The following is an 18,856-nucleotide window of genomic DNA, read 5'->3' as shown; positions in this document are numbered from 1 at the left end:
GACACCGCGGCCCGTGAGTGGGTCGCGGAATACTTGCGGCAAGCCAGGCGGGCCGTTGCCGCCCGGCCTGGCAACAGGGAACAACTATCAGTAAAGCAGTGTCATCAGCTTGCGCTGGTACTGGGTCGCCAGCGGGTCACCCGCTCCCAGGCTTTTGACCATATCCAGGTAGGCCTGCTTGGCCGCACCATCGGCGTAATTGATGTCGCTGCGCAGGATATCCAGCAGCAGGTCCAGTGCTTCCTGGGTGCGATGGGCCTGGCTGTACTGCACCGCCAGCTTATAGGCGGTGTCGAAATCGCCCGGGTTGCTCTCCAGCGCCTCCTGCAGGGACTTGATCTCCGGGGTTTCCGCCGCCTGCTGCTTCAGTTCCAGCTGGGACATCAGCTGCTGGTAATCGCTGTCCTGGTCTGCCAGCAGGATCTTGCCCAGTACCTCCTCGGCTTCCTGGGTGCGATTCTGCTCCAGCAGTACCGCCGCCAGCTGCTTGGCAATATCCTGGCGCTCGCCGGACTCGCCGTAGGCCTGGCGCAGTACCGGCAGGGCCTCGTCCAGCTTTCCCTCAGCCACCAGCGCCTTGCCCTGCTCCAGTTTCAGGTCCCAGGGCTTGGGCAGGTACTTGTCCAGCATCTCGCGGATCTGCTTCTCCGGCTGGGCACCGGCGAAGCCATCCACCGGCTGGCCTTCCTTCAATACCATCACCGTGGGCAGGCTGCGCACGCCCAGCTGCCCCGCCAGCATCTGCTCGGTATCGGCATTGACCTTGGCCAGCAGGAACTGGCCGGCATACTCGGAGGCGAGTTTTTCCAGCACCGGCATCAGCTGCTTGCAGGGTTCGCACCAGTCGGCCCAGAAGTCCACCACCACCGGGCGTTTCATGGATTCCTCGATCAGCACCTGCTGGGCGTTTTCCGCCGTGACATCGACAATGAATTCGTTCACAACCACTCCTGAATCTGATTTTGGGCGCAGTTTACCCGATCGCCCAATTTCCAACCAACACCCATCACCCTGTCAGTGATGCTTCCGGCGCACACGAACCCATACCAGGCGCGCCAGGTAGAGCAGGAACAATCCCAGCAGCATCCACGGCAACAGGTAGGCCACTGCCGTCACGGTATCGGCTATCCCTTCCGACAATTGCCCGCCAAAGCTGCGGAATGCCCCGGCAATGGGCTGCGCAAACGATTTCTGCGACAGCGATAACAGCTGGATTTGCACCCGGTCCATCTCCACCCGTTGCAGCAGCCGGCTGCGCTTGCCCTCGGCCATTTCCAGGTCGGACTGGACCCGGGCCAACTCCGATGCCACTTTGACCAGAGCCTCGATATCGTCGGTGGTGCGCTCGCTCAACCCTTCCAGCCGGGCGCGGTAATCCCGCAGCATTTCCACCCGCTTCTGGTTATCCACGATGGCGTCGCCCAGGTCCTCAATACTGGTGGAACGCCCGGTTGTAGTACCGCCGCCCGCGGCCACCTCCAGCAATGCCGGCACGCCTCCCGGCAGCAAGCGCACCTCGATCCGCCCGCTGACATAATTGCTGGTATTCAAGCGGCTATCCAGCAGGGTGCAGCGGTACTTCGCATCGTCGGCACACCATGCCAGCAATGACTCGTAACGTTCCTCCAGCTCATCCACCGCATACTCCACCGAAACAGAATGGGTATATGCGAGGTACTTTGTGCGCTGGCGCTGGATGTCCGCGACCTTGAGCGCCGCACTCTGCCCGGCTGGTTCAGCCATCCGGGCAGAATCATCGCTGGAATCGCGACTGCAAGCGCTGGCCAGGAGCAGAACCAGCAGCACAAATAAAAATCGGTTACTCATCAACGGTATCCATATCGACAGGGAGAATCAGCGGGTCAGCGCAAAGGTTCTCTGCGCCACAACCCGGATGCACAGCGGTAGCGGCGCCCTTATGGAGGTCCCGTTCCAGGCTGCCACGGGCTGGGGCGCAGTCCACCGCTGATGACTGCTCGCTGTTACCAGTCCAGCGAGGATGGCAGTCGCGGTGAGGACAGAAGGGTCGCAAACCGTTGCCAGCGTTCTTCCGGGGAGCCGGCCTGCTCCACATAGTCAGCCACCAGCTGTTTGCCCCAGTTATAATTGATTACGTAGGCACCATAGGTGTCGACAAAGCGCTTGCGCTGGGCGGCGCGCTCGGGGCTGCGCAGGCCATAGGCCTGGAACAGTTCCACGACTTTCCCACCATCGATCTCGCCGTCGATATACTGGCGCGCGATCTCATTCTCGGCAAAGCCCAGCTGCTCCTGGAGCTCCAGCACCCGGGCATATTTTTTCGCATCTGCCGGGTCCAGCCCCGCCAGGGGGTAGAGCACACTCTTTTCAAACCCCAGTTTTTCCCCGCCCGGGAAAGCCAGCTCGATACCGTAGTTGGCGCTGCCCTCGGCAATCAGGGACTGCGGGCTGAACAGCGGGTAGACACTGTATTCAATCCAGCCACGGTCCTTTACCAGCGACTGCTCCAGCAGGGCATTGTAGGTGTGGTGGCCCGGGTAACCCTCGTGGCAACCCAGGTCGACAGCGCGGTCGATCATCACCGGCAGCTCGGTATTTACCTGGATCAGGCTGTGGGCGTCCCCCTGGTACCAGTTGTAGCCGCTCCAGGGCTTGTCGGTGACATATTCCAGCTTGAAATCCTCGTTTTCCGGCAGCTCGATATACTGCCGGGTCCGCTCACGGCAGGCATCGATGGCCGCATCGAATACCGCCGGCAGCTTGTCTGCGGGGATTGCGAACCGCTCCTTGAACTCTTTGACACGGAGATGCAGTGGTTGATCTCCCGGTAGTATTTTCTCCAGTTCCGCCAGCACCGGCTCGAACTCGGCCAGCTCGCGTTTCGGCGGCCGGGTGTCGTAGAGCTGCCGGGCATCACTTTCAAAGGTCCGCTCACGTGCGCCCGCCAGTGTTTCGGCATGTGCCCGGAGCGCGCGCAACTGGGTTTTCAGGTAGTGCTGCCGCAGTGTGTCCATATCGTCGCCCGGCTCGATATCCCCCGGTAACTGGTCGATCAGCTCTGCGGCCCGCTCGGCCAGCTCGGCGGCACTGGCATCACTGGATTCCGCCTCGGTGCGCAGCGCCTCGGGGCCGTAATAGGCATCGACATAGCTTTTGTCGTGGTTGCCCAGTTCCAGCACCAGCTTTACGTACTCTCGCGCCAACCGGTCTATATCCACCCGGCTCTCCCCGCCAGGTTCTGACACGGGTTGGTCGCCCGCGCTCTCTGCCGGTCGCTCACCGCAGCCAGCCAGGGTCAGGAGAGAAAATAAAATGAAGCAAGCCAGGTTGCGAATGGTCATGAGTGCTCCTGCATGATGTATCCACGGTTTTCCGGAAGTGGTTTCCCGGTAAAAACTCTTTCGGACCAGTAGCGTGCCCTCTGGTCCGCCACACGATTATCGCCGCGTTCGAGGGCGGCAAAGACAGCCCGCTCGGCCTCCTCCAGCTGGGGCTGTAGTTCCCGGCGACGAACGGGCTCACGATCGATCCACTGCGCGCACCACGCCCGGTGCCGCTCCCAGCCGTCGCGCTCACATACGTACCAGCACCCGGCAAAGCCTACCGGCTTGAACAGGCTGCTGCATGTCAGCGCAGTTCCGGTAAAGGCAATCCGCGGAGCGCCCTGCCCCAGCGCGACAATCATGGCGTTGGCAGTCTGTGATGGCCGCAGCCAGGGAAGCAGGGACCCGGATGGTGCCGCATGCATGCACAGGTCCGCGTTGCCACCAGGCTGCCGGTATCGATGCTGGCGAAGGATACCGGCAAAATCCGCAAAGCCAACACTATCCGCCTCGAGCGCATTCAGCGCCTGCAATGCGGCGCCGCGCCGACGGCGTGTGGCGCCGAAAAAAGGCAGCAGGCGGGTGTCGTTGTCACGATCAAAACGGCCGCCCCGTTCGCGAACCGCCTCGCTGGCAAGTTCGTAATCACTGCCAATGGTCAGCCCGTTGGAGATGGCGTCATACTTTTTTACCCGCCGGGCCACCCATTCGCGCCCGGCAGTTTCCAGCTTCCAGGTTTCCGTCCTGTCGGCAATCAGGAAACTGTTGTCATAACGCACATTACGTCGCGATTCCCCCTGGCTGAAACCGGCGGGGCCGCCCTGCCCGAATTCCCGCAACAGGTCGACGATGACCCGCAGCGCCGCTGCGGCGCTGTCGGCCCGTTCCAGGGCCAGGCGCACCAGGTCCATCCCCAGCAGGGCCACACCGGCACGCTTTACCCGCCGGGAGAAAATGGCCTCGTTACCAATGGCTACACCACATTCATTCACCCCCATCTCCGCGCCCCACATCCATGCCGGCCGGCCAACTACGCAAGCATAGCGATCAGGCACCTGCGGGATCTCAAGCCAGGTACAGCGGAGAACTGAAGCACTGTCGCCGCGCACTGCCGGGATTACTTCAACCCGCTGCGCCTCCAGGGGGTCGCGGTCGCTGTTCTTGGCCAGCCAGGTGGTGTCGCCAGCGCGGTACACCAGCGTGTCACACATGTTCGGCCCCGGCTGGCAGCATCATCCACTTCACTTCGCGCACAGCCCGCTCGGCGGACTCCAGGGCACCCTCCATATAGCCGTACCAGCGCGTGGCGAACTCGGTACCGGCCCAGTGAATGTTTCCGTTCGGTTCCCGCAGGCGCTCACCGTGGCGGGTCCATGCGCCCGGGGGGAAATAAGCGGCGTAGCACCCGCGGGTCCAGGGCTCGCTGCTCCAGTCCTTGTCGATATATTCCTCCGGTGAACGAGCCCGCTCGCCGAAAAAGCCGGCAAAACAGTCCAGCACAACCTGCCGGCGTTCATCGGGTGCCATAGCGCTGTAATGTCGTGCGGCATCGCCCTCGAGGAATCCCATGAGCAGGCCGGAATCCCTTCCCGGCTCGGAGTTATCGAATGTCACCCGCACCGGCCCCCGGGTACTGGTCACCTGGCCGGACAATTGTGAATCGCGCCAGAAGGGCCGGTCGTAACGGGCGATACACTTGATACAGGCTCCTGCCGGCATTCTTTGCAGCGCCTGGTCACGCCAGGCCGGCAATTCCGGCTCAAAGCGGATGCGCAGGGCCTGGTTGGGGGGAATGGCGATGATCAGTCGCCGGCAGAGGATTGCGCCCCCGCGGTAATGCACCTGCAGGCGCTGGTCCGCGGTCCGGCTAATACTCTCGACCGGGCTGTTGAGCCGCACACTTGGCCCCAACCCCGCTGCCATGCGCTCGCACAGGCCGGCCGTCCCCCCGCGCACCCGGTCCTGCTGGGCGCCGCCGGTCACTGCCAACAGCTTCTCCAGGGAATCCCCGGAACGCGCGTAAAACAGGGCATGCAACAGGGAGATATCGCCGGGCTCGGCAGCAAAGACCGCGCCCACCGCCACAGCAAACAGGCGCCGGGCGGTGCGGGTCCGGCAGTTCTGCCGGATCCAGGTCTGCAGTGTCATGCCATCCCAGTGGGCTGCCTGGCGATGGGCCCAGGGGGTGGAGGGATCGATGGAACGGGCCATTTTCTCGAAGCGGGCCATGGCCATACCCAGGTCCACCATGGCGAACGGATTGATCCGCGGGACAGTACCGCGGTAGCGGCGCGCCCCCCGGTCCAGGAACAGCAGGTTGTCGCCCTCGTCATGCAGGGGCCAGGTCACCGCCCCCAGCTCCTCTACCAGGCGATACATCCGTTCCTGGCCCGGGCCGAGCCACTGGCCACCCAGGTCCACCGTGTCGCCATTGGCAAAAACATGGTTGAGCAGCCGCCCCCCTACCCGGTCGCGTGCCTCGAGCACGCGCACCGAATAATCCCGGTGCAACAGGCGGGCGGCCTGCAGCCCGGAAATACCGCCCCCGAGAATTGCCACATCGACTTCTTCCATCGCGCTTCTCCTGCCCAAACGCTGTTATTGTTCTGCCATTTCCGGGGTAAGCCCACTGCGGCCTGGCGGTGGCAGCCAGATGCTGGAAATTACCGCACCATCCCGCTGTGCTCCCTGTAGCACGCGCCCGTGCACCACGGCTGTGGTACGACCGTCATCCCCCAGGTCCCACAGGTCGCCCCGCAGGAAAGTATTGATGCCCCCGCGCAGGTGCCGGCCGCGACCAGCCAGGGCGTAGCGGTACCAGGCTTCGCCCTCGCTGATATGACCCACATCCCCGGGGTCTACGTCTTGCGGCGCGCCCGCGCCGTTATAGCCCTGCCAGGGTTGTGCCCATATGCCACTGGGCGTGGAAAACGATGGCACCGCGACGACATCCGCCCCGGACACCTGGGCCCAGGTATCCGGGTACCAGCTGTCAGCGCAGACCAGGACGGCCAGGCGACCGGCCGGGGTATCAAATACCGGCAGTGGTGCCCGGGAGGGACGCGTAAAGGGGAGTTCGCTCTCAATCGGGTAGACTTTGCGCACCGGACCATGGATATCCCCACCGGCGTCGAATACGAAACTACTGTTGTACAGCGGGCCGTCACCGGGCTGGATCGACTGCCCATCGACGGCGGGGTCCGGCAGCACGATGGACCCGGCAACGACCGTCACCCCAAACTTTGTGGCGAGCCCGGAAAATACCTCCTGGTATTCACTGGCCATAACCTCCGCCTTGGCGTTGAACAGGGCTGCGGCAAAGGGATCTGCCGTGTCGCCTGCGGCCACTTCCCGATAGAGAGCGCTGGAAAATGTGGGCAGGTTACCCAGCGCCGCCCATACCATGGCAGAGGCAGTACCGCCTGCACGGAAAGTGAGCAACCCCTCCCCGGAGGCCACCAGCCAGGTGCCGATATGCTCCGGGAATACCACTACGGTGCGCGGGCCGAGCCAGCCCTCCCGATCGGCCCGGGCCAGGTAGCCATGCAGCTTGCGGTGCAGCTGAGCCCCATCAATGTAATCGGCTGGCTGCAACCAGGGCTGGATGGACACGAGGTTGGCCGCCCCGGCGACGGGTGCATTGAGTTTTTCCAGCACTGGCGGCGCTGGCCCGGCGGCACCCTCCACAGGAGGGACGGCCGGTAGCTGGGCGAGCAGTACCGGGATCGCAAGGACGAAGAACAGTGACAGCAATCGTTTTCTTGTCATTATTTTTTAGTCGCCTGCCGCAGCAGCGGAGCAGGTTTACCGGGCAGGCAAATGATGCCAAATAAGGACCAATGTACCACCGCTGGACGATAACTGGCACCCCGTTTGCCAACCTGGCCGCATCAACGGGATCACCGTCCCCAGACTACACTCGTGGTGACCGTCCCGGAAACCCCCATACCATGGTCCGCACCCAGTTCGAATTCTCTGCCAGCCTGGAGGATTTCCTGCCGGCTCACCGGCGGGGTCGCCCGATCCTGCTGGAGCGGGACTACCCGGGCGCGGTCAAGGACGCTATCGAGAGCCTGGGCGTACCCCATGTGGAAGTGGACAGGATCGTGGTGGGCGGCCAGGTGGTGGGGTTCGGCTACCAGCTGGAGGATGGCGACCAGGTGCAGGTCTATCCACAGGCAGGCAACGAATACAGGCTGGTGCCGCCGCCCCTCCCGGAGCCCGCCTTTGTGCTGGACTGCCACCTGGGCCGGCTGGCCCGCTACCTGCGCCTGCTGGGCTTCGACAGCCTGTTTGAGGGCAATTACCACGACCGGCAATTGCTGGAGATTTCCCTGGAGCAGGACCGCACCCTGCTGACCCGCGACCGCGACCTGCTGAAACGGAAGGCACTGCGCCGTGGCTACTATGTGCGAGCCACCCGGCCACGCCGGCAACTGCACGAGGTGGCAGGGCATTTCCGGCTGGCCAGCATGCTGCGCCCTTTCACTCGCTGCATGGTTTGCAACGGGCTGCTATCGCCGGTCGCCAGGCAGGCGATCGAGGAATACCTGCAACCGCGCACCCGGCGCTACTACGGTGATTTCCTGCAGTGCGGGGATTGCCGCCGCATTTACTGGAAAGGCAGCCACTTCCAGCGCCTGCAGCGGCTGGTCGGTGAGATCCGCGGCAGCGGCGTTCCCGATCAGCGCCCCTGATCCCCGGCACCGCCCGGCTCGGCGGCCTCGGCTGGCGTCATTTCCTCACCCTCGTCTGTATCGGTAAGTGTACTGAGCTCGTCGGACACCGGCGCCTTGCGCAATACCAGGTAGCCCGCGACACCGGCCACCACTGACGCCAGCAGCACGCCGGCCTTGGCCTGCACCAGCAACTCATCTTCGCCGTAAAACGCAAGCTCGGCGATGAAGATCGACATGGTGAAACCGATACCCCCCAGCAGTGCCACCCCGATGATGTGGTGGAAACTGGCAGCACGGGGCAGCCGGCCCAGCCCCAGCTTCCAGCCGATCCAGGTGGCGCCGACAATACCCACCAGCTTGCCGAACACCAGTCCCAGGATCACCCCCTGGGTGATGGGATTAAGCACTGCATCCGAGCTCGTGAAGCTGTCGACCGGGATTCCCGCATTGGCCAGCGCAAAGATCGGGATTACCAGGAAAGCCACCGGGGTGTGCAGGCGGGTCTCCATCCGCTGCAGCGGCGACTGGGCCAGGTTGACGCCATTACCCAGAGCCATGACCCGGGCCCGCAGGGCATCGTTGGCGATAATCTTGTCACCGGGCCGGAAGCAGCGGTCAAAGCTTCGAATGATGTCCTTGACGAAGGTACTGAACGCCACCGGGTCATACTTGGGCTTTGCCGGCAGTGCCATCGCCGTAATCACCCCCGCCAGGGTCGCGTGCACGCCGGTGACATACAGCTCGTACCAGAGCAGTACCCCCACGAAAATGTAGGCCGGCGAGCGCCGTACCCCGGCAAACTTCAGCAACCACATGATCACCACCAGCAGGCCCGAGGCCATCAGGGCGGTCATATTGACGCTCTCGGTATACCAGATGGCGATCACCAGGATGGCGCCCAGGTCGTCGACGATGGCCAGGGCCACCAGGAAAGTCACCACCGAGCGCGGCACCCGATTGCCCAGCAGGGCAATACAGCCCACGGCAAAGGCGATATCCGTGGCCATGGGGATACCCCAGCCCCGCGCGCCCTCGGTCCCACTGTTCAGGGAGGCGTAGATCAGCGCCGGCACCACCATGCCACCAATGGCGGCCAGGACTGGCAGCACCGCCTGCTTCAGCTCCGACAGCTCACCGACAAGGAACTCCCGCTTGAGCTCCAGCCCCACCAGGAAAAAGAAGATCGTCATCAGGCCTTCGTTGATCCAGTGGTGCACACTGAGGGAGAAACTCCAGTCACCTGCGTTGATACTGACGGGCATGTGCAGGATATGCTTGTAAGCCTCCTGCAGCGGGGAGTTCGCGATAATCAGGGCGATAATCGCGCAGGTGATCAGGAGCAGGCCACTGCTGCTCTGGCGGTGGATAAACTCCTCAAAGGGCGTGACCAGGCGTCCGAAGGCGCTCTCGAGCGGCGCCTCAAAAACCTTGCCCTTACGAACCCTGAACTTGCCCAGAACGCTTTTCGCCATCAGCCGGTGGTCTCCTTCATCTTTTAAGCATAGAGCTTCTACACAACGGGCGCAGAGAGTAGCATGACGCCTACGTCATCCACTACAGAAAGAACTATAGTGCCATTCATGACCCGTCTGGATCAGTTACTCGTACAGCTGAAGCTGGCCAATTCCCGCACCCACGCCAAGAAACTGATCGACAGCGGCAGGGTGCTACTGGATACAGGACAGGGATGGCGCCCGGCGCAGAAGGCCGGCCAGTCGGTCCCGGAGGACCAGCGACTGCAGGTGGAACCCCTGCCCGAGGACCGCTATGTGTCCCGCGCAGGCCTGAAGCTGGCTGCGATCCTCGACCATACCGGCCTCGACCCAAAGGGCTGGCGGGCACTGGACGTAGGGTGCTCCACTGGCGGTTTCAGCGACTGCCTGCTGCAGCGGGGCGCAGACCTGGTGGTGGGAGTAGACGTGGGGCGCGACCAGCTGGCACAGCGCCTGCGGGAGGAGCCGCGCATGAAGCTGTTCGAGGGCATCAATGCCCGGCACCTGGAACCGGGCCAACTGGCGCCATACGGCGAGACCGGGTTTGACGCGGTGGTAATGGATGTTTCCTTTATTTCCCAAGCCCTGATCCTGCCCCGCCTGCCACCACTGCTCCGCCCCGGCGGGCAACTGCTCAGCCTGGTCAAGCCGCAGTTCGAGGTTGGTGCCGACAATATCGGCAAGGGGGGCCTGGTAAAGGATCCGTCCCTGTACCCGCGGGTGCAGGAGAAAATCACTAACCTCTGCGAAACACTGGGGCTGCAGGTCCGCGACTATATCGAGAGCCCCATCAGGGGCGGCGACGGCAACCGGGAGTTTTTACTCTGGGCCCAGCGAGCAACTGGCTAGTGGGCCGCTGGTGAAGCCCGGCAACAAAGAAGCACAGCCAAATCGATCAGCTCAAGGCGAGAAAGCGCTGGAATAGCAGCGTTATTTAAAGCTTTTTCAACACATAGCCGGGCGAGTCGGCGAGGCGACCTGTTGCCGGACTTTGCGTGCGACCCACTAGCCGAGGATCTTCTCGAGCTTGGCCTTGAACCGCGGGGATGCGGCTTCCGTAGGGGAGGATTTGCGCGGCGGGCGCGCGGTGAGTACACCCTGGCAGTTCACACAGGTGTGGCCCAGCTGCTCGTAGCAATCGGGGCAGTAAGTGCACTCAAAAGAGCAGATATAGGCCCGATCGGTCAGTCCCAGCGATGCACCACAGCGCTCGCAACTCTGCTTCATTTTCAACATGGCGGTTCCAGATCCTTGCATTTACAAACACCGCAGGCCACCGGGCAGGTCGCTCCCACGCGGACGTATCCGCGTATGAATCCACCTGCCGGCGCTGGAGACCGCCAGTCGGGTGGCGCTTACTCTGTCTCGAGCTGCTTATCGGTGCGTGCGGCCATAATAAAATCATTCTTGTGCAAGCCACCGGCCTCGTGGCTCCACCAGGTCACGGTCACCTTGCCCCACTCGGTGAGCAGTGCCGGATGATGCCCCACCTCTTCCGCGATCTCGCCAACGCGGTTGGTAAAGGCCAGGGCCTGCTTGAAATTGCGAAACTTGAATACACGCTCCAGCTGCATCACGCCGTCACGGGTGACAGGCGTCCAGTCGGGAATTTCGCGTATCAGTTGTGCAAGTTCCTCGTCACTTACCAGGGGTGCGTCGGCACGGCAGGCTTCACACTTCTGTTCGGCAAGTTCGGTCATGGGGAGTTCCTCTGCTGATTCAATTTTTTGGTTATGCTTGGAATTGCATCCCACTCTACTCGCCGCCCCCGACCTAGACAAGCTCGCCGGAAAAAACCGGATTGTATGTGGTTTTTGCCCGCACAGATGGGACAGAGTCCTAAAAAATGAGCAATCAGCCGCCACAGGCCGGGTGCATCCACCCGCCACTAATTCAAATAAAAACGATTAATGCCCCCCGGCATTCGGGCACAAATGCCGATGCAGATATGCTAATTTCCCTGCCAAGCATACTTTGACCAAGAGAGGGACCATGAAACGCTCACTCACCACCCTGGCACTGCTGGCGATGTTCAGCGGGTGTACACCGGACAAAGCTGAACAGTACGATGGCAGCGAATCTGCCACCGCGACCACAGCCGGCGAACATCAGCAGACCGCGACGCAGGATCAGGTCACAGCCGATAAGGCATTTGCGGATTTATCGAACAAAATGATTGAACAGCTGTGGCAGCTGTACCCATCCTGGGCTGTGCGCGAGGGCTACTATGCGGTTGCGGACCAGCTGGCTATTCCCGACGACCAGCAACGCCAGCGCCTGCTGGAATTTGCCGAGAGCTACCGGGCCCGGCTCGCTGAAATAGATACCCAGGCGCTGGATCCCGGTGCCCGCAGCGACCTGGCATTGATCCAGAACTTCCTCGACAAACTGGTATGGGAGATAACCGAGTTCAAATCACACCAGTGGAACCCGGCCAACTACAACGTTTCCCACGCGTTCTCGCTGATCCTGAATACCGATTACGCCCCGCTGGACGAGCGCCTGCGCACCTTCAGCAAGCGGCTGGAGAAAGTACCGGCCTATTACGAGGCAGCAGAGGCATCACTGGATAAACCGGCATCACCGCAACTGGTGCTGGCCATCCAGCAGAACGAGGGCGCCAAGGGAATTTTCGCTGAAGAACTGGAGGAGAAAATTGCCGAAAGCGGCCTGGCACAGGCAGAAAAAGAAGAGCTGCGCCAGCGAGCAGAAGCAGCCCGGGAGGCCATCGAGGGCTATATTACCCACCTGCAGACCCTGCACGCGGAACTGGAGAAAACCCAGGACTACAGGGACTTCCGCATTGGCGAGGAACTCTACGAGCAGAAGTTCGCTTACGATATCCAGATCGGCATGACGGCCAGCGAACTCTACCAGCGGGCCCTGGCAGAGAAGGACCGGCTGCACAACAAGATGGCGGAACTGGCCGACGAGCTGTGGCCAAAATATTTCCCCGACCAGCAGCCGCCAGAGGACCGCCTGGAAAAGATCCGCGCGGTACTGGAAGAGCTGTCCCAACACCACGCCACCAAGGAGACCTTCAAGGCCGAGGTGGAGAAGCAGATCCCTGAACTGGTTGCCTTCGTCAAGGACAAAGACCTGCTCACCCTGGACGAGAGCAAGCCGCTGGTGGTGCGCACCACCCCACCGTATATGCGCGGTTTTTCCGTGGCTTCCATCAACGCGCCAGGACCCTACGACAAGGAAGCCAATACCTACTACAACGTCATGCCCATCGAGGAGTTAGAGGATGACGCAGCAGAGAGCTTCCTGCGCGAGTACAACACCTACATGATGCAGATCCTCAATATCCACGAGGCCATTCCCGGGCACTACACCCAGCTGGTCTATGCCAACCAGTCCCCCAGCCTCGTCAAAAGCATTCTCGCCAACGGTGCCATGATCGAGGGCTGGGCCGTTTACACAGAGCGCATGATGCTCGATGCCGGCTACGGGGATTTCTCGCCGGAGCTGTGGATGATGTATTACAAGTGGAACCTGCGCGTGGTCATCAACACCATCCTGGACTACGAGATCCAGGTGAAGGGCATCGACGAGGAACGGGCCATGGACCTACTGGTACGCCAGGGCTTCCAGCAGAAAGCCGAGGCCAAGGGCAAGTGGCGCCGTGCAACCCTGAGCCAGGTGCAGCTCACCAGCTACTTCGCCGGCTATGCAGACATCCTCGCCCTGCGCGAGGAAATGAAGGAGAAACTCGGGGACGACTTCAACCTCAAGGAATTTCACGAGAAATTCCTCAGCTATGGCAATGCACCAGTGCCGGTGATCCGGGAGCTGATGCTGGCCGAGCTGGACCAGCAAAGCTGAGCGGGAATTCCGTGCGGGGCCGGGCGATAACAAGGATCCCGCCACGTCCCCAGTTTACCGCAGGGGCGCACCTCGTGTGCGCCCGGGGATAGCCAGGCAGGAAGCCGGCTACACAAACAAAAAAGGCCGGGCACCTCGCGGGGCCCGGCCTTTGTTCTCTCAGGGCAGTATTAAACCACGCCCTCCTCGATCTTGGCCTTCCAGACCAGCGGCCCGGTGTTGTGCACCGACTCGCCCTGGCTGTCCACGGCCACGGTCACAGGCATATCTTCCACTTCGAACTCGTAGATCGCTTCCATACCCAGTTCCGGGAAGGCCACCACCTTCGCGTCCTTGATCGCCTGGGCCACCAGGTAGGCGGCGCCACCGACGGCCATCAGGTAAACCGCCTTGTTGTCGCGGATGGCCTCGATGGCGGTCGGGCCGCGCTCGGCCTTGCCGATCATGCCCAGCAGGCCGGTCTCTTCCAGCATGGTACGGGTGAACTTGTCCATACGGGTGGCCGTGGTGGGGCCAGCCGGACCCACTACCTCCTCGCGCACCGGGTCCACCGGGCCCACGTAATAGATGAAGCGACCAGCCAGGTCCACCGGCAGGGACTCACCCTTTGCCAGGATATCGACCATTTTCTTGTGGGCCGCATCGCGGCCGGTCAGCATCTTACCGTTCAGCAGCAGGGTCTCGCCCGGCTGCCAGCTCAACACGTCCTCGCGGGTAACCTCGTCCAGGTTGACCCGGCGGGTATTGCTGCCGGCCTCACGGGTGATCTCCGGCCAGTCTTCCAGCTTCGGCGGGGCCTGCCGCGCTGCGCCGGAACCATCCAGGGTGAAATGGGCGTGGCGGGTGGCAGCGCAGTTGGGGATGATTGCCACCGCCTTGTTGGCGGCGTGGGTGGGATAGTCCTTTACCTTCACGTCCAGCACCGTGGTCAGGCCGCCCAGGCCCTGGGCACCGATACCCAGCTTGTTGACCTTGTCGAACAGTTCGAGGCGCAGCTCCTCGGCGCGATTGGCAGCGCCCCGCTCCTGCAGGTCCTGGATATCGATCGGATCCAGCAGTGACTCCTTGGCCAGCAGCATGGCTTTCTCGGCGGTTCCGCCGACACCGATGCCGAGCATACCCGGCGGGCACCAGCCCGCACCCATCTGCGGCACCATCTTGAGCACCCAGTCGACCACCGAGTCAGACGGGTTCAGCATGGCGAACTTGCTCTTCGCCTCGCTGCCACCACCCTTGGCGGCCACATAGACTTCCACGGTATCGCCGGGAACGATCTCGTAATGGATCACCGCCGGGGTATTGTCCCCGGTATTCTTGCGGGCGCCGTCCGGGTCCTCGAGGATGGAGGCACGCAGCACGTTGTCCGGGTTGTTATACGCTCGACGCACACCCTCGTTGACCATGTCGGTCACGCTCATGTCCGCATCCCATTGCACATTCATGCCCACTTTCAGCTTTACGGTCACGATACCCGTGTCCTGGCAGATGGGGCGGTGCCCCTGGGCACACATACGGGAATTGATCAGGATCTGGGCCATGGCGTCCTTCGCCGCCGGGTTGGCCTCCTTCTCGTAGGCCTGGTTCAGGGCCTGGATAAAGTCCTGCGGGTGGTAGTAGGAAATAAACTGCAGCGCATCCGCGACGCTGTCGATCAGGTCATCCTGGCGGATAGTGGTCATGGCCGTCTCCGGTTTACGTCTCAAGGCGGGCGATTTTACACGAATTGCGGGCAAATTCCCCGATTGGGGCGTGGGGACAGGATATGGCCGGCAATAGTGGAAAGCAGGGAAGTCGCGGCCCGGGGAATCCGGGCCGCGGCGAGGGGCAAAGCCTTACTGGATGCCGGCGGTGCTGCCACCAGACTGCAGGCTGCGGATGGCGTCGCGCAGCTGTACCAGGTCCTTGTTCACGGAGCGGCGGTAGGCGTCGATGGACTCAACAGCCTCCTCGTTGGCGCTCACCCGGCCGCCCAGGTCACTGCGCACCGAGTTGAGCTGGCGCTCCAGGCTGGCGAGCTTGTCCTTGAGGTCGCGCTGGCTGCTGGTAGTGGTCTCACGCAGCTCGGACAGGGCGAATTCCACGGAAGCAATTTTCTTCACGCTGTCGCTCAGGCCACTGACCTTGCCGGCCAGCTGCGCGGCCTGCTTCTTGGCCGCAGCAGCGTCCTTTGCGGCAGCGGCGGCCGCTGCCTTGTTGGCGGCGATGTTTTTGCGGTTGGTATCGTGGGAAACACCCCACAGCTTGCGGATCTCGGAGGAATTCTCCTTCACCCGGGCATTCAGGACCTCCACGGACGCCGTTGACTCCTCGTCCGACATTTCGAAACGCTTCTCGAGTTCCACGATTCGCTCTTCCGCGCTCACCAGTTGCGAGCGGGTGTCCTGCCACTGGGTGTAGAGGAAGCCCGCACCGCCGACGCCGGCGAGAGCCAGGATCAGGGCCACAACAGCCAGGACTGAGGAGCCACCGGAGCCACCCTCATCGTCAGCGGGCGGCTGCGGGGCGCTGCCACGGGGGGCGCCACCGATCGGTTTGTTGTCCATTGCCGGGTCTATGGCGGGACCGCGGCCATCCAGGGTCGGCTCTCTGCGTTGCATCGTTAGATATACCCGATTCGTGCGTTTGGCTCGCGCACCTGGCCAGTGGCCCGTACACGAGGATTGATTGGTCGATTTCAGCGGCAGTTATACCAAAAATTGACGAAAAAGTAAGCGTTTACCGCTTAAGATTAGCTGACCCACTTGTCTTCGCCGTATTTGCCCCCATACGCTGTAGTCAGCCACATGCCGGGTTAATTCTGCAATCCGGCGCGTGTAGAATGCCTTCATCCACAAACCGAGACATAAGGAAGGAAGAAATCATGGCTCACGTTCTCCCCGAACTCCCCTACGCGATGGATGCCCTGGAACCGCATATCTCCCAGGAAACCCTGGAGTATCACTACGGCAAGCACCACAAGACCTACGTGGACAAGCTGAACGGCCTGCTGGAAGGCACTGCCGACGCAGAGAAATCCCTGGAAGACGTGATCAAGTCCTCTTCCGGCGGCGTGTTCAATAATGCCGCGCAGATCTGGAACCACACCTTCTACTGGAACTGCCTGAGCCCCAACGGTGGCGGTGCCGCCTCCGGTGCCGTAGCTGAGGCCATCGACAAGGCATTTGGTTCCTTCGACAAGTTCAAGGAAGAGTTCACCAACAGCGCTGTGAACAACTTCGGCTCCGGCTGGACCTGGCTGGTGAAGAAAGGCGACGGCTCCGTGGCCATCGTTAACACTTCCAATGCCGGTACCCCGCTGACCGAGGCCGACCAGACCCCGCTGCTGACTTGTGACGTCTGGGAGCACGCCTACTACATCGACTACCGCAACGCCCGTCCGAAGTACATGGAGGCGTTCTGGAGCCTGGTGAACTGGGACTTCGTCAACCAGAACTTCGCCTGATCCGGGAGATCGAGAAAGCGGGCTGGCGGCCCGCTTTTTTACTTTCTGGAGACCGGAAACCCCATAACGGTCCCCCGCTCAACCCCATAACTATTTCAATCGGACGGGAATGCGAAACATGCAGTTCAACAAGACCCTGATTGCCGCTGCCATCAGCACGCTGGTAATGGCAGGCTGTGACCGGGCTGAAAACAACCAGCCCACCACCACTGAAACCGAGGTAGCCGCCGAAAGCAGCACCGCAAATCCCAACGGCAACACTGCCGACGCGGCAGCAGAATCCGCCAGCGACTCTTCTGTCAACCAGGAGATGGTAACCAAGGCCAACCAGCTGTTTGAGGACCACTTCCAGGAGCTGCTGGAGCGCAGCCCGGAATTCAAGACCTTCCTTGGCAAGACCGATGATGAGGATTATGGCAAGTGGGACAATCTCTCGCCGGAATTCGAGCGGGAAACCATGGAGATCCAGAAGCGCCAGCTGGAAGAACTGAAACAGATCGATTCCAGCCAACTGGACGATGCCACCGCGCTGAGCCTGAAACTGGCTGTCCGCAACAAGGAAGAGGAAATCGAGGGCTTCCAGTGGCGACTGCACACTTACCCGGTCAACCAGATGTATGCCGTGCACACCGGTGTCGCATCCCTGTTGATCAACCAGCACCGTATCGACGATGTCGAGGATGCCGAGGCCTACATCTCCCGCCTCAACGCGTTGCCCGGTCACTTTGACCAGCTGATCGCCAACCTGGAAGAACGCGCCGAGGCCGGCGTTATCCCACCCAAGTTCGTTTTCCCCTACGTTATCAGCGACGGCAAGAACCTGATCAGCGGCGCCCCCTTCACCGACGGGGAAGACAGCACGCTGTTTGAGGACTTCAAGGGCAAGGTTGAGAAGCTGGAAATTCCGGAAGAAAAGAAACAGGCACTGGTGGAGCAGGCGCAAACTGCCCTGCTGGAGAGCGCCCAGCCGGCTTATGAAAAGCTGATCGCCCACCTGGGTAAACTGGAGAAAAAAGCCACCAAAGACGACGGCGCCTGGAAACTGCCGGACGGCGATGACTTCTACGCACATCGCCTGAACGTGTATACCACCACTGACATGACCGCCGACGAAATCCACCAGAAAGGCCTGGACGAAGTCGAGCGTATTCACGGTGAAATGCGCGAGATCATGGAGCAGGTGGAATTCGACGGAACCCTGCAGGAATTCTTCGAATTCATGCGCACCGATGAGCAGTTTTACTACCCGAATACCGAGGAAGGGAAAAAGCGCTACCTCAAGGAAGCCACGGCAATCATCGACAACATGAAGGGCCGCCTGGACGAATTGTTCATCACCAAGCCGGAAGCGGACCTGGTCGTCAAGGCCGTGGAACCCTTCCGCGAGAAATCGGCAGGCAAGGCGTTCTACCAGCGCCCGGCACCGGACGGCTCGCGCCCGGGCATCTACTACGCCAACCTATACAACACTGCGGACATGCCCACCTACCAGATGGAGGCGCTGGCCTATCACGAAGGTATCCCGGGCCACCACATGCAGCTGTCCATCGCCCAGGAACTGGAGGGCATTCCCAAGTTCCGCAAGTTCGGTGGCTATACCGCCTACACCGAGGGCTGGGGCCTCTACTCCGAGCTGGTGCCGAAGGAGATCGGCCTCTACAAGGATCCCTACTCCGACTTTGGCCGCCTGGCCATGGAGCTGTGGCGCGCCGCGCGCCTGGTGGTGGACACTGGCATCCACAGCAAGAAGTGGACCCGCGAGGAGGCAATCGAGTACCTGGGAGAGAACACCCCCAACCCCAAGGGAGACCAGGTCAAGGCGATCGAGCGCTACATCGTGATGCCCGGACAGGCCACTGCCTACAAGATTGGCATGCTGAAGATTATCGAGCTGCGTGAAAAGGCCAGGCGGGAACTCGGTGACCAGTTCGATATCCGCGGCTTCCATGACACGGTACTGGCCAACGGCGCCGTGCCCCTCGATGTGCTCGAGGAGCTGGTGGACGAGTGGGTCGCAGAAGTAAAGGCACAGTCGTAACACCTTAGAGCGGTGAACAAAAGGCGGGCCCCCGGGCCCGCCTTTTTTATTGCTATTGCTCCCAAAGACTTTCC

Annotated in this window: 16 protein-coding genes; 5 read left to right on the top strand and 11 right to left on the bottom strand. The window is 61.8% G+C overall.

Annotated features, from left to right (window positions below):
* Positions 1 to 87 precede the first annotated feature (87 nt).
* The 6 genes from trxA to ACH6CX_RS15695 form a co-directional block, all read right to left on the bottom strand.
* Positions 88 to 942: a thioredoxin gene (gene trxA, locus ACH6CX_RS15720; RefSeq protein ID WP_233005776.1), complete on the bottom strand. Its 855-nt coding sequence runs from the start codon at positions 940 to 942 to the stop codon at positions 88 to 90.
* Between the two features lie 72 nt (positions 943 to 1,014).
* Positions 1,015 to 1,827 carry a DUF4349 domain-containing protein gene (locus ACH6CX_RS15715; RefSeq protein WP_233005777.1) on the bottom strand — a complete coding sequence of 271 codons (813 nt, stop codon included), beginning with the start codon at positions 1,825 to 1,827 and terminating at the stop codon, positions 1,015 to 1,017.
* Between the two features lie 155 nt (positions 1,828 to 1,982).
* Entirely contained in the window at positions 1,983 to 3,320 is a 1,338-nt protein-coding gene (locus tag ACH6CX_RS15710) for a hypothetical protein (RefSeq protein WP_233005778.1), read from the bottom strand.
* Positions 3,317 to 4,513 (bottom strand): C69 family dipeptidase, encoded by a 1,197-nt coding sequence (locus ACH6CX_RS15705; RefSeq protein ID WP_233005779.1) that lies wholly within the window; start codon positions 4,511 to 4,513, stop codon positions 3,317 to 3,319. Before ACH6CX_RS15705 ends, ACH6CX_RS15710 begins: the two co-directional genes overlap by 4 nt.
* Positions 4,506 to 5,876 carry a flavin monoamine oxidase family protein gene (locus tag ACH6CX_RS15700; protein ID WP_237064330.1) on the bottom strand — a complete coding sequence of 457 codons (1,371 nt, stop codon included), beginning with the start codon at positions 5,874 to 5,876 and terminating at the stop codon, positions 4,506 to 4,508. Before ACH6CX_RS15700 ends, ACH6CX_RS15705 begins: the two co-directional genes overlap by 8 nt.
* Positions 5,877 to 5,900: 24 nt before the next feature.
* Complete coding sequence (locus ACH6CX_RS15695) at positions 5,901 to 7,070, bottom strand: carbon-nitrogen hydrolase family protein (RefSeq protein ID WP_396675844.1); 1,170 nt, start codon at positions 7,068 to 7,070, stop codon at positions 5,901 to 5,903.
* Positions 7,071 to 7,252: 182 nt separating this feature from the next.
* On the opposite strand from ACH6CX_RS15695, the gene ACH6CX_RS15690 reads away from it, so the two are divergent.
* Complete coding sequence (locus tag ACH6CX_RS15690; RefSeq protein ID WP_396675842.1) at positions 7,253 to 7,999, top strand: Mut7-C RNAse domain-containing protein; 747 nt, start codon at positions 7,253 to 7,255, stop codon at positions 7,997 to 7,999.
* On the opposite strand, the gene nhaA is transcribed toward ACH6CX_RS15690, so the two are convergent.
* Positions 7,987 to 9,453 carry a Na+/H+ antiporter NhaA gene (gene nhaA / locus ACH6CX_RS15685; protein WP_233005783.1) on the bottom strand — a complete coding sequence of 489 codons (1,467 nt, stop codon included), beginning with the start codon at positions 9,451 to 9,453 and terminating at the stop codon, positions 7,987 to 7,989. The genes ACH6CX_RS15690 and nhaA overlap by 13 nt on opposite strands.
* Positions 9,454 to 9,561: 108 nt before the next feature.
* Here nhaA and ACH6CX_RS15680 point away from each other — a divergent pair, with 108 nt between their 5' ends.
* Positions 9,562 to 10,323, top strand: a complete 762-nt coding sequence (locus tag ACH6CX_RS15680) for a TlyA family RNA methyltransferase (protein ID WP_233005784.1) — start codon at positions 9,562 to 9,564, stop codon at positions 10,321 to 10,323.
* Positions 10,324 to 10,479: 156 nt separating this feature from the next.
* Here ACH6CX_RS15680 and ACH6CX_RS15675 read toward each other — a convergent pair whose 3' ends face one another.
* A complete protein-coding gene (locus ACH6CX_RS15675) occupies positions 10,480 to 10,710 on the bottom strand; it encodes a DUF1272 domain-containing protein (protein WP_233005785.1) in 231 nt (76 codons plus the stop codon).
* A 119-nt stretch (positions 10,711 to 10,829) separates the two neighbouring features.
* Positions 10,830 to 11,174: a 4a-hydroxytetrahydrobiopterin dehydratase gene (locus ACH6CX_RS15670; RefSeq protein ID WP_233005786.1), complete on the bottom strand. Its 345-nt coding sequence runs from the start codon at positions 11,172 to 11,174 to the stop codon at positions 10,830 to 10,832.
* A gap of 292 nt (positions 11,175 to 11,466) precedes the next feature.
* On the opposite strand from ACH6CX_RS15670, the gene ACH6CX_RS15665 reads away from it, so the two are divergent.
* Positions 11,467 to 13,302, top strand: a complete 1,836-nt coding sequence (locus ACH6CX_RS15665) for a DUF885 domain-containing protein (protein ID WP_233005787.1) — start codon at positions 11,467 to 11,469, stop codon at positions 13,300 to 13,302.
* Positions 13,303 to 13,472: 170 nt separating this feature from the next.
* On the opposite strand, the gene ACH6CX_RS15660 is transcribed toward ACH6CX_RS15665, so the two are convergent.
* A complete protein-coding gene (locus ACH6CX_RS15660) occupies positions 13,473 to 14,981 on the bottom strand; it encodes a fumarate hydratase (RefSeq protein WP_233005788.1) in 1,509 nt (502 codons plus the stop codon).
* Positions 14,982 to 15,134: 153 nt separating this feature from the next.
* On the bottom strand, positions 15,135 to 15,899 hold the full coding sequence (locus ACH6CX_RS15655; RefSeq protein WP_237064337.1) for a hypothetical protein: 765 nt from the start codon (positions 15,897 to 15,899) through the stop codon (positions 15,135 to 15,137).
* A gap of 263 nt (positions 15,900 to 16,162) precedes the next feature.
* Here ACH6CX_RS15655 and ACH6CX_RS15650 point away from each other — a divergent pair, with 263 nt between their 5' ends.
* Complete coding sequence (locus ACH6CX_RS15650) at positions 16,163 to 16,744, top strand: superoxide dismutase (RefSeq protein ID WP_233005790.1); 582 nt, start codon at positions 16,163 to 16,165, stop codon at positions 16,742 to 16,744.
* A 118-nt stretch (positions 16,745 to 16,862) separates the two neighbouring features.
* Entirely contained in the window at positions 16,863 to 18,782 is a 1,920-nt protein-coding gene (locus ACH6CX_RS15645; protein WP_233005791.1) for a DUF885 family protein, read from the top strand.
* The last annotated feature ends 74 nt before the right edge of the window (positions 18,783 to 18,856 follow it).

The organism is Microbulbifer sp. JSM ZJ756, from assembly GCF_044383805.1.
Lineage (GTDB): Bacteria > Pseudomonadota > Gammaproteobacteria > Pseudomonadales > Cellvibrionaceae > Microbulbifer > Microbulbifer zhoushanensis.
Note: the sequence above shows the minus strand (reverse complement) of the source record. Positions and strands in the feature narration are given on the sequence as shown.